The 11,425-nt window shown below is 57.6% G+C and carries 8 protein-coding genes, 1 pseudogene and 1 riboswitch; all 9 genes and pseudogenes read right to left on the bottom strand.

The genetic code is table 11. The annotated features are described in order from the left end of the window. Positions 1–187 precede the first annotated feature (187 nt). The 9 genes and pseudogenes from ASH01S_RS12845 to ASH01S_RS12885 all read right to left on the bottom strand — a co-directional run bounded on the left by ASH01S_RS12845 (position 188) and on the right by ASH01S_RS12885 (position 11,198). Positions 188–1,533, bottom strand: a pseudogene (locus ASH01S_RS12845) (nucleobase:cation symporter-2 family protein). 5 nt (positions 1,534–1,538) lie between these two features. Next, positions 1,539–2,210 (bottom strand): xanthine phosphoribosyltransferase, encoded by a 672-nt coding sequence (locus ASH01S_RS12850; RefSeq protein ID WP_083517139.1) that lies wholly within the window; start codon positions 2,208–2,210, stop codon positions 1,539–1,541. Positions 2,211–2,545: 335 nt separating this feature from the next. Continuing rightward, positions 2,546–2,647, bottom strand: a riboswitch (purine riboswitch). Between the two features lie 114 nt (positions 2,648–2,761). Continuing rightward, a complete protein-coding gene (locus ASH01S_RS12855; RefSeq protein ID WP_067928864.1) occupies positions 2,762–3,523 on the bottom strand; it encodes a DeoR/GlpR family DNA-binding transcription regulator in 762 nt (253 codons plus the stop codon). A 40-nt stretch (positions 3,524–3,563) separates the two neighbouring features. Continuing rightward, complete coding sequence (locus tag ASH01S_RS12860) at positions 3,564–5,609, bottom strand: bifunctional aldolase/short-chain dehydrogenase (protein WP_067928847.1); 2,046 nt, start codon at positions 5,607–5,609, stop codon at positions 3,564–3,566. Next, positions 5,609–7,153 carry a rhamnulokinase gene (locus ASH01S_RS12865; protein WP_157067131.1) on the bottom strand — a complete coding sequence of 515 codons (1,545 nt, stop codon included), beginning with the start codon at positions 7,151–7,153 and terminating at the stop codon, positions 5,609–5,611. The genes ASH01S_RS12860 and ASH01S_RS12865 overlap by 1 nt, the downstream gene beginning before the upstream one ends. Continuing rightward, a complete protein-coding gene (gene rhaI, locus ASH01S_RS12870; protein ID WP_067928866.1) occupies positions 7,153–8,364 on the bottom strand; it encodes an L-rhamnose isomerase in 1,212 nt (403 codons plus the stop codon). The genes ASH01S_RS12865 and rhaI overlap by 1 nt, the downstream gene beginning before the upstream one ends. Before the next feature lie 630 nt (positions 8,365–8,994). Next, a complete protein-coding gene (locus ASH01S_RS12875) occupies positions 8,995–9,321 on the bottom strand; it encodes an L-rhamnose mutarotase (protein WP_067928851.1) in 327 nt (108 codons plus the stop codon). A gap of 37 nt (positions 9,322–9,358) precedes the next feature. Then, entirely contained in the window at positions 9,359–10,390 is a 1,032-nt protein-coding gene (locus ASH01S_RS12880; protein ID WP_067928853.1) for a Gfo/Idh/MocA family protein, read from the bottom strand. A 31-nt stretch (positions 10,391–10,421) separates the two neighbouring features. After that, the gene (locus ASH01S_RS12885; protein WP_245629063.1) at positions 10,422–11,198 is read right to left on the bottom strand and encodes a carbohydrate ABC transporter permease; all 777 of its coding nucleotides are present in this window, start codon (positions 11,196–11,198) and stop codon (positions 10,422–10,424) included. Positions 11,199–11,425: the final 227 nt, after the last annotated feature.

The raw sequence follows: 11,425 nt of genomic DNA on the forward strand, positions 1-11,425 counted from the left end.
AGGTTGCATCTATGTGCGCCAAGCCAAGCTGATTCATAAATCCACGACACATTTGGCTTGTCCGGTATCTGAATGATATAATCCCTCTTCGCTCACGCGAAGGGGTGATACACAATCGCCCGACGCACAGAGCGCCAGGCGCGACCACAGCCAACGGCCAAGCGGCCTCTGTAAGTGGACGCTGGTTTCACTCCGCCAGCGTCTGGGGGACACGGGATTCACGTCGCGGCTCCCGGCCCGCGTGGGTGGACAACCGCCCCGACCCGCCGCGGTGATGGAGAAACAGGTTCAAGAACACGGCCGTGATCGATCCGCTGACAATCCCGTTTTGCAGCAGCATCTGCAGGGAACCCGGGAGATGGCTGAACACCTGCGGCACGACCGCGGATCCTAAGCCGACCGCGACGCTGCAAGCCACAATCAGAAGGTTCTCGTTGTGGCTAAAGTCGACATGCGAGAGGATGTTCATTCCGTAGGCGACCACCATGCCGAACATGGCCATCATCGCGCCGCCGAGGACGGAGCTGGGAATCACCGTCGCCAACGCTGCCAGCTTGGGGAGACAGCCGAGGATGACCAGAATCACGCCGGCCGCAACAACGACGTTGCGCCCCTTCACGCGCGTCAGCGAGACCAGGCCGACATTCTGCGAGAACGTGGTGTACGGAAAGGTATTGAACAAGCCGCCAATCAGGATGGCCAGACCCTCCGCCCGCAGTCCCTTGACGATGTCCGCCTCCGTGATGGATTGGCCGGTAACCCGGCTGATGGCGAAGTAGACGCCGGTGGACTCGACCAAACTGACCAGGCAGACCACGCACATCGTCAGCACAGCCATCGGTTGGAAGCGCGGCACTCCGAAGTAGAACGGGTGCACGACGCTCACCCAGGAGGCCGAGGCCACGGCGTCGAAGTGGACGATGCCGAACAGCCAACCCGCCAGGGTGCCCGCATGAGGCCAATCAACACGGAGACGGCGCGGGCAAAGCCGGTCAAGAAGCGGTTGACCAGCAAAATGAGAAGCAGCGTGCCGAACGCCAGACAGAGGTTCAGCGGCCGGCCGAAGTCGGAGCTGCCGCTGCCCCCGGCCGCGTCGTTCATGGCCACCGGGATGAGGGACAGACCGATGATGGTGACGACAGACCCCGTCACCACAGTCGGAAACAGGCGCAGCACCTTGCCAAAGACAGGCGCCACCAACACGACCATCAGACCGGCCGCCAGGATGGCGCCGAAGACGGCGGGCAGCCCGGACGTCTGACCGATGGCCGTGATGGGCGCGACGGCAGTGAACGTGCAGCCCAGTACCACCGGCAGACGGATGCCGACAAAGCGCGTTCCGATGACCTGCAAGAGGGTGGCGAGGCCGCAGGTGAACAGGTCCGAAGCCAGCAGATACGCCATCTGCGCCGAGTTCAGCTTTAACGCGCTGCCGATGAGCAACGGCACCACGACCGTCCCGGCGTACATGGCCAGCACGTGCTGCAGGCCGAGCGTGACCACCTGCGCCCGCCGCAGCGACTGAGTAGGCATCGTCATCAAAAGCCACTCCCGTTCTGTGAGAAATAGGGTTGTGGACGTTGCAGAGGGGATGTCCCAGCCAGGGCGTTGTTCGGTGCGGCGTCCACCGCACCCTCATCGGCCAGGAACTCTATCCCGTCCGTGCCCATACGGAGAATGCGCGCCAGGGCGCAGACCGGTACCCCGAGGGCGTCCAACTGTCGCCGCCCCTCCTGGAAACTCTTCTCGATGACCACCCCCACCCCAACCAGGTGGGCTCCCGCGTGCCGAATCATCTCGCACAACCCAAGGATTGCGCCTCCCCGCGCGAGGATGTCGTCAACAATCAGCACCCGCTCTCCCGGGCGCAGATAGGTCTTGGAGATGGTGATAGGAACCGTCTCGCCGCGCGTGTACGAGACAATCGGCACGGAATACGCCTCGCCCGACTGCGTGAGGGCGCGCCGCTTCTTGGCGTAGACAAACGGAACATCCAGGCACAGCGCGGTCGCCATCGCGATATGGATACCGCTGGCCTCGACCGTTAGCACCTTGTCCACCCGCTCGGCTGCGAACCGCGCGGCAAAAGCCTTGCCGATGTCCATAATGAAAGCGGGATCGACCTGGTGGTTGAGAAATGAGTCGACCTTCAGAACGGTCGGTGACACTACGCGCCCTTCCTCCCGGATGCGGCGGTGAAGCGACTGCACAGGTCATCACACTCCTGGCACGAAAAAGTGAGAGGTCGTCCATGTCCGGCGGGGAACCACAAGCCAACAGAAAAAGCCCAGACCGACAGGTTTGACCACCAATTGCAAGCAAGTGAAACCTGTCCGTCTGGGCTTTTATCCCTCTGGTGTGCCGCTCGGATGTCCGCGCGGACGCGTCGCTCGGTCCTGACCGCAGGCGAGGCCATGGCATGTTGTGCCCCTGCCGTGACAGACTACACGCAGCATGTCCGCCAACAAATGCGGCTCTGCTTTCCGACGCGCGCATGCGTCGCCGCCGCCATTCCCTGTCGGCCACCGCTTCCCCTGCGCGGAACCCTAGACGCGCTTTCACTCGTAGTCAAACGATTTACGGTCGTTTGGTAGAGACTGCCGGGCCGTATCCCCCGCATTATACGAGCTCTATGCAGTTGATTCGACGTGACCACCATAACAGAGCCGCAGGGCTTTGACAAGAGGCTATGAAAAGAACCGAAAAGGACGCAAGCGGACCCTGCGGTCCAAACAACCGCCGATCCGCCCCGCGACTTGCTTCATTCAACCCTATGCACGGACACAGACAGGGCCTCAATCTGTTCTACAATGCCGGGGTCTGCCTCGGCGTCCGTAATGAGCATGTCCGCCACCCGCACCGGTGCGATTTTGGTGAAGGCGCGCTTTTGAAACTTGCTCGAGTCCACCAACAGGATGAGTTCGTCCGAGTTGGCAATCATCTTCGCCTTGACCCGCGCTTGCTCCTCCGTGGTCTCGCTGATACCGTACTCGAGGTGGCAGCCCCCGCAAGACATGAACAGTTTGCCCACATGGTAGCTGTCCAGCGAGCGCTCGGCCAGCGGACCGACAAAGGAGAGCGACCTGACAGCCAGGTTCCCCCCAACCGAGATGACTTGGATGTTGTCCTTGCCGGCCAGTTCCATGACCACCTTGACCGAATTGGTGACCACAGTCAACGGGATGTCGGGAAGAATCTTCGCCATCTGCCAGGCGGTCGTACTGGCGTCGAGCATGATTTGGTCGCCTACTTCAATCCACTCCATCGCCTTCTCGGCAATCTTGCGCTTCTGCTCAATCCGTTCAATTTCCCGCTCCGACACCGGGATTTCCAGTCCCGGCTCCTCGTTACGGACCGCCCCGCCGTGGGTGCGCAGGACCTTGCCCTCTGACTCCAATTTATCGAGGTCGCGCCGTATCGTCTCCTCCGTCACCTGGAACAGTTCGCTCAGCTCGGAGACGCGCACACTCCCCTCCCGCTCGACAAGCTCCACAATGCGGCGGTGCCGGTCTGCCATCAACATTGAATTCATCACCGACTTACCATAGGTGGTTTTCATTGCACTACCTCGTAAACGCGGCCGCCACGCCTCCGTCCACGGTCAACATGCAGCCCGTCGTCTTGGCCGCTCTCCCGGACGCCAGGAACAAAATGGCTTCCGCAATGTCTTCCGGCACCACGTTGACATGGAGGAGGGTTCGGTTCTTATAATACTCTTCCAGTTCGTCCGGGGAAATCCCGTAGGCGGCGGCGCGCTCCTCGCGCCAGCTGGAGTTCCAGATCTGCGACCCTTGCAGGACCGCGTCCGGCAGCACCGAATTGACGCGGATTCCGTGCGGCCCGCCCTCGACCGCCAAACAGCGCGCCAGATGGACCTCCAGCGCCTTGGCGCTGCTGTACGCCGCCGCGTCCTTGCCCGCGTACACCGAGTTTTTGGACGCGACAAACACGATGCTGCCACCAATGCCTTGCCGCAGCAGCGTGACGAACGCCGCCCGCGAGGTCAGGAAGTACCCGGTCCCCAGCACGGCCAGGTTGCGATTCCATTCGTCCAGCGTGGTCTCCGTGAGGGCTGCGGAACTGGCCAGGCCCGCGTTCGACACGAGCAGGTCCAGACCGCCGTAGGCCAGGATCGTCGCCCGCATCGCCTCCTCGACCGCGTCCTCCCTAGTCACATCCAGGTACACCGAGGTGACTGTCCCTTCACCAAAGCGATCCGCCAGTTCCCCCGCCACCTGCCGCGCCCGGTCCGTGTTGATGTCCGCGATGACCACGTGCGCGCCGGCGGCCGCCAGACGCTCGGCGGTGGCGCTGCCGATGCCTCCCGCACCGCCGGTGACAAACGCCACCTGCCGCGACAACTCTTTCTCCGGCGGGGCGAGCGATAGTTTGTAGAGTTCAAGCGGCCAATACTCCACACGGAACGACTCCCGCTCATCCAGGGACACGAACCGCCCGAGCGTGCTCGCCCCCTTCATCACCGCCACCGCCCGTCGGTACAGATCTACCGCGATATTTGCCATCTTCTTCGTCTTGCCCGTGCCGATTACCCCGAGCCCGGGAATGAGAATCACGCGCGGGTACGGATCGGCCATAGACTGGTGACCGTCTGTGTGTCGCTGGAAATACTCGCTGTACTCGGCTGCGTACCGCTCCATTCCGGCCCGCAGGCGCGCAACCAACTGCTCCACATCTTCGCTCTCCGGTTGCCAGTCGACATAGAGCGGGACCCGTTTCGTATGGACAAGGTGATCCGGACAGGCGGCGCCCACCTGCGACAGCTCTGGGGCATCCTGGCTGTTGACAAACTGGAGCAAGTCATCGCTGTCGTCATAGGTCAGAATTGCCCGCTGCCTTTGCGACACCAGGCCGCGGATGACAGGCAGCACCTCCGCCGCCACCTGCTGACGTCGCTCGCGTGGGAGAGACTGATTCCGGGGGCCGCCGAACACGGTTTGCGGGTTCATCCGGGCGGCAATGTAATCGGCCGCCTCCTGAATCACCCGCAGGGTGTTCTGGTAGCAGGCGTCGGACGTGTCTCCCCACGTGATGAGGCCGTGTTTCTCCATCAACACCAATTCACACGCCGGATTCGCCGCCACCGCTTCGGCAATCATCTTCGACAATTGAAAGCCCGGACGCACATACGGCACCCAGACCATTCGCTGGCCGAACAACTCCTCGGCCAACTGGCGGCCGTTGTCGGCGCAGCAGAAGGAGATGATGCTGTCCGGGTGGGTGTGGTCAATATGGGCGAACGGGAGAAACGCGTGCAGGAGCGTCTCAATGGAAGAGCGCGGGTGGCGCGCGTCCAGCATGCAGTGAGCAAGGTACTCCACCATCTCCTCGTCACTCAACTCATCCCGCTCAAGCAGCGGCATGATGTCGTCCAAACGCAGTGCAGTGAAGCTTTTCTCGGTGGCCTCGGCCAAGTCGGAACCGCTTCCCTTGACCCAAAGCACCTTGACCTGACGACCCCGAAAGTCGGTCATCATCGTCTTCATTGATGTGTTCCCGCCGCCCCAGTTGCACACGGATCTGTCGGAACCCAACCGGTTGGAGCGAACCACCAGTTGCTGCAAAGAAGTCTCAACAACGGTTGCCGTCATCAACAAGTATCTCCTTTCACCTGTCGCCCTTGCCCCCATCCGCCCGTGCGGGCGCTGGCCGGCGTGGGCTCTGTCTGTTCCATGAGCGCAACGAGCCGCTCATACCCAAGCGCCCAGCGCCCATCGTCTGGGCGTGGCGTGTAGGTTGTCTGGGCAAACGAACGGCCAATGAGCGCCGGGATCTCATCCACCCCGCTCAATTCCCCTTGGACAATCAGCTGTGCGCACAGATTCCCAATCACGGTCGCCTCAGCCGGTCCAGCCACCACCGGCTTGCCCGTGGCGTCGGCCGTCCACTGACACAAGGCGGCGTTGTTCACCCCGCCTCCCACCACGTGAATCACATCGAACCGACTCTGCGTTGCCTCTTCCAGACGCTCCAACACCCAGCGGTACTTGAGCGCCAGGCTTTCGAGGATACAGCGCACCACCGCTGCGTCGTCCTCGGGCACATGTTGGCCCGTACGCGCCGCGAAAGCCTGTATCGTCTGGACCATGTCGTCCGGCGCCAGGAACACATCCGCGTCCGGATCGATCACACAGGCCATTGGGTTGGCACGCTGGGCCATGGCCATCATGTCAGCAAACGACACGTTGCGGCCCTGGTGCGCCCAAAGGCGGCGTACCTCCTGCAACAACCACAGGCCCATTACATTTTTTAACAACCGGTAGTTGCCGACACCGCCTTCGTTGGTGAAGTTAAACTGTTCGGTCACCTCTGTGATGAGCGGCCGCGGGACGAGTGTGCCGACCAACGACCACGTACCGCTAGAGATGTAGGCCACTTTGCGCGCGCCTGACGGCAACGCGAGAATCGCGGAGGCGGTGTCGTGTTCCGCCACATTCACGACATCGACGCGACCGGCTCCCAGTTGCGCCTGCAAGCGGGGACGCAGGCTCCCGAGCCGGTGCAGCGGCGGTACCACGGGCGGCAGCAGATCCGACGGAATCCCGAGCGCAGCAAGCAAATCGCCGTCCCAATCCAACGTGCCCTGACGCAGCAGCTGCGTTGTGGTGGCATCGGTGAACTCGCTCGCCAGCTCGCCCGTCAGATAAAACGTGAAAAGATCGGGCAACAGCACCGCGTGCCGCGCGCAGTCCAACAGCTGCGGACGCTCGGTACGCAAGTAAGCGAGTTGAAAAATGGTATTGATGGGCAGGATTTGAATGCCCGTCCGCCGAAACAAATCATGCTTGGAGATAGAAGCCAACACCTGTGTCATGGCCGCTACGAACTGTGGGTTTCGATAGTGCCGGGGATTCGCGACCAATTCCCCGTGACCATCAATTAAGCCAAAGTCTACCGCCCAAGTATCGATACCGAGGCTGTCAATCCCACCCTGCTGTCGAGCCGCCAACAGACCAACCCACACCTCGTGGAACAGCCGGGGAAAATCCCAATACACCGTATCGCCCAATGTGGCTGGCTGATTGGGAAAGCGGGTCAATTCCTTCAGCAAGAGCACTTGTCCGTCAAACTCCCCCAGGACTGTGCGCCCGTTGCTCGCCCCCAAATCCGCCGCAAAGCCGCGCCACCTGGCCATCACGTCCACCCTTGCCCCCCAGTCCCCCGCTGCAGCCGCTGCTTGGCTTCGTCACTGTGCAGGTACGCCGCCAACGGATCCTGCGGCACGCCGAGCTCCTCACGCACCTCGGCCAACAACGGTCGCACATCCGTCTGAAACGCGTCGTAGAGTATGCGCTCGGCGCGAATGACATCGCCTTCCGCCTGCGCATCCCGAAGTTCTTGGCGCGGTACCAACAACGCCTTGGCGAACGCCGTCTGGATGTTTTCCACCGAACGCAGGACGGCCGGGATCTTCGGCTCGATGTTGTGGGACTGGTCAATCATGTAAGCCACCTGCGACGCACAGGCCGCGGTGTCTGCGTCTTTTTCCGCGCTCACCAATTCGAGACAAATGAGAAAGAGTTCATAGGGATCGATGGAGCCGACCATCAGGTCATCATCTGCGTATTTTCGGTTGTTGAAGTGAAAACCGCCCAGCTTACCCTCATCCAACAGCGTAGCCACAATGTGCGCAATGTTCGTTCCTTGCGGGTGATGGCCTAGATCAACCAACACCTGGGCTTTATCCCCCAGCTTCAAGCAACAACTGTACGCGGTTCCCCAGTCGGGCAGGTCCGTATGATAAAACGCAGGTTCGAAAAACTTGTACTCAATAAGCATCCGGGCACCTTCCGGCAATTCCGTGTAGACACGCTCAAGTGCCTCTATCAAATACTGCCTCCGCTTGCGAAAGTCGTCCTGTCCTGGATAGTTGGTTCCATCAGCGATCCACAGGCTGAGCACGTCCGAGTTTACCGCCTTCATGATCTCGACGCACTGGAGCATGTGGGCAACGGCCTTCTCGCGCACCTCTTTACGCGGGTGACAGACACTCCCCAACGCGTAGTCGTCGTCCTGAAACAGATTGGGATTGACCGCGCCAATTTGGAGACCCAGCTGTTCGGCATAGGCTTTCAGGTCCCGGTAGTCATCGACGTGGTCCCACGGAATGTGGATGGCCACCTTGGGACACACACCCGTCAGGCGATGCACCAGTGCCGCATCTTCGAGTTTCTCATACGGATTGCGAGGAACACCGGGCTGCCGGAACACCTTGAACCTCGTGCCGCTGTTGGCATATCCCCAGGATGGGGTTTCGATGATGAGGGATTTGAGTTTGGATTTGATGGAATGGAGATCACGGTCGGACTTCTTAGAGCCACTCCTCCACGCCTCGTCCTCGCGCATATGTGCCATGCTTGTGGAACACTCCCCTAAACTTACGTTGCGTCAGTATTTGAAGCGCCAAACCCACACGGACCTATGGCTGTGATACAAATTCAGTATACCATAGAATTTGTTTTTTGTTGTTTTATGATCGTATACTCTTATTTTTTCGGGCCGTTCTTGTCCGTATTATCTTGCCCTGCTGTGTTTCTCATTCGATCAGCCGGCATTTGGGTCGGTAAAGAGTTTTCGTCGCAACCATGATTGACAAAGTCGTGGCCACAGGATGGTGTTCTGCCAATTTCCATCATCGGATATGTAGCTCAAATGGCCTATGACATCGCCAAAGTGCAGATGCGAAAAGCAAACTATTTTCCACGGGGACATCTCAGATAATACCTGGCTAGCGTTACCGATTGGTTCTACGTCGCTAGAATGGTATCGGTGACGGAAAGGGAGACGCCCGATAATGTCGCTTCTCCAACAAGCGACAGGCTCGCCCTGGTGGTCAGCTTGATGCCTGTGTCCACGACCTGGCATTACAAATGATATGTCTGGAAAAGCCTTTTCATTTGGCATGTATATGCACATGCTAGGGTACTCTGCATTGCCCCATCGCCCTCCTGAGTTGGTGTTCCTAAAGATGCGCGATCATGGGCCGTACGCCCCCTGAGGGAAGTGAAACACTTCAGGTAGGGGTACCATCGTCCGTCCTTCGTGATCGGCTATCAAGATATCCGACATATACTTTTGCCACCGTATATTCGCCGGATGTTCCTCAATAGACTTGATAGCCGAGTCCAAGTCTTCAGCCTCCATGTAGGCATACAGGATATTCCCATCCATGAAAATACTGTAGGTCTTGATGCCTACACTTTCAAAGACCCTTAACAAATCTTCATGGACCGCTTGATGCCGCCGCACGTATTCTTCTGCTGTTCCCTCACGAATGCGCAATTTAAACGCTCGTCTTTGCACGACATATCATCCTTTCGCATTGGATCTGACATTCTATTCAGTAAATATATACCCTTTCCCCAGTTCGTGCCGATTGGTATATAGCCAGAATGACTTTTAGGACGTGGAGAGATTCCTCGCCATTCACGAGAGGTTCTCTATCCTCTTGAATGGCAGCAATCATGTCAGCCAGCTGACGGCCATGCGCATGGCCTTCCTCCTCGACATAATTGGGTGCACAGTTGGTCCCGCCTTCGCCGAACATCGGATCCGGGTGTCCCGGCTGGCGATAGTATAGATTCCTGAGAGTGTGGTTCTGGATAACCGCGCTGCCTAGTTCACCAATGATCTCTAGCCTCGTGTCGAGTCCCGGGTAGGCGCTTGTGGTGGCACTGATGGTTCCGACGGCACCGTTCTTGAAGACAAGTGCCACAGCCGCAGTATCCTCGACCTCAATTCCCTTGTGTGTAAACGTTCCTGTGTGCGCAAAAACACTCTCTATCGGCCCCATGATGTATTGCATGATGTCAATGGTGTGGAGGGCTTGAATCATCAACACTCCGCCACCATCCATTGCCCAGGTTCCAGCCCCACGGCTTCTATCGTAATAAGACTGACCACGGAACCAGTGGACAGTCGCCTGAGCAAGCACTGGCTTGCCGAATCTGCCGTTAACCATATCTTCTTTCACACGCATCGTGGATAGATCAAATCTATGCTGGGAAATGACCGCCAGCTTGACGCCTGCGGCCCGACAAGCGGCAATGGCCTGCTGCGCCTTTTCAAGCGTGACATCTAAGGGTTTTTCAACAATGACGTGTTTTCCCGCTTTCGCAGCAGACATCGCAATGTCAGCGTGCGTCCCGCTCGGGGTTAAAATGCAGACAACGTCTATATCCGCACGATCGAATAGTCGACTATAGTCGGTAAACCAGTCTACATCGACCTTGTTAGCTATAGTTCTAGCCCTGTCGCCATTCACATCACAAACGGCTACCAGGTTTGCGTTGTCCAAGTGCTTGATTAGATCCAGATAGATTCGGCTGATCCCTCCACACCCAATGATTGCAAACGATATAGCCTTCTTCATGCAACCATATCCTCCCCTAGTATTTCCGCTATTACGCCTTAAGCCCTTGTGTTGCGATTCCCTTTACCAAGTACTTCTGAAACACCACAAAAATAATTAACACAGGAATAATAGAGAGCATAGACATGGCAAACATCTGCCCCCACTCACTCTGACCTGTATTGTCGAGGAACAGGTTCAATCCAATAGGAACCGTGAACAGATGAGGATCAGTCAGATATATTAACTGGGTAAAGAAGTCTCCCCATGTCCAATAAAAGGCAAATATCGATATCGTTATCAATGCAGGTCTGGCCAGCGGGAGAATAATGGACACAAACATCCGAAACAAGCTACAGCCGTCAATTGCAGCAGCTTCGTCCAGATCCCTTGGGATTCCACGTATGAACTGAACCATTAGGTAAATAAAGAACGGCGTTGTGCCCAGAAAACTGGGCAATGTTAGAGGTATAAATGTATTCACCCATCCTATTTTATGGAAAATTATATATTGAGGAATCAGAGTAATTTGTACGGGAAGCATCATTGTACCTAACATGAACCCGAATAAGAAGTTTTTCAGCCGGAATTGAAGTCTGGCGAAGGCAAATCCAGTTAGCGAGGCACTAAAAAGACTGCCTAGTACTACGATGACCGCGATAACTGTGGAGTGAACAAAGTAGGTGCCAAAACTAATTCCATCATGCCCTACCCATCCGTTGATATAGTTCTGAAGAGTCCAACTTGCAGGAAGTAGCGAGGTAGTTGAGAAGATTTGCCTCGCAGGCTTGAATGACGCAAAGAACATCCACAATATCGGGTACACCATCAAGAAACTCCCGATGATGAGCAACACATGGGTGATACACGATTGGACAAATGGCCTCTTCATTGTTTCACTCCCTCAATCCTCATAATGAACCCAATACCTGGATGTCAAGAACAGTAAAGCTGAGCACACGGCAATGATAAGAAGCAGCACAACAGCAAGAGCAGCCGCATATCCCATATGAAAATATGTAAATCCTTGATTGTAGAGATAAAGAACATAAAGTA

The organism is Alicyclobacillus shizuokensis NBRC 103103 (assembly GCF_001552255.1).
GTDB classification, from domain to species: Bacteria; Bacillota; Bacilli; order Alicyclobacillales; family Alicyclobacillaceae; genus Alicyclobacillus_G; species Alicyclobacillus_G shizuokensis.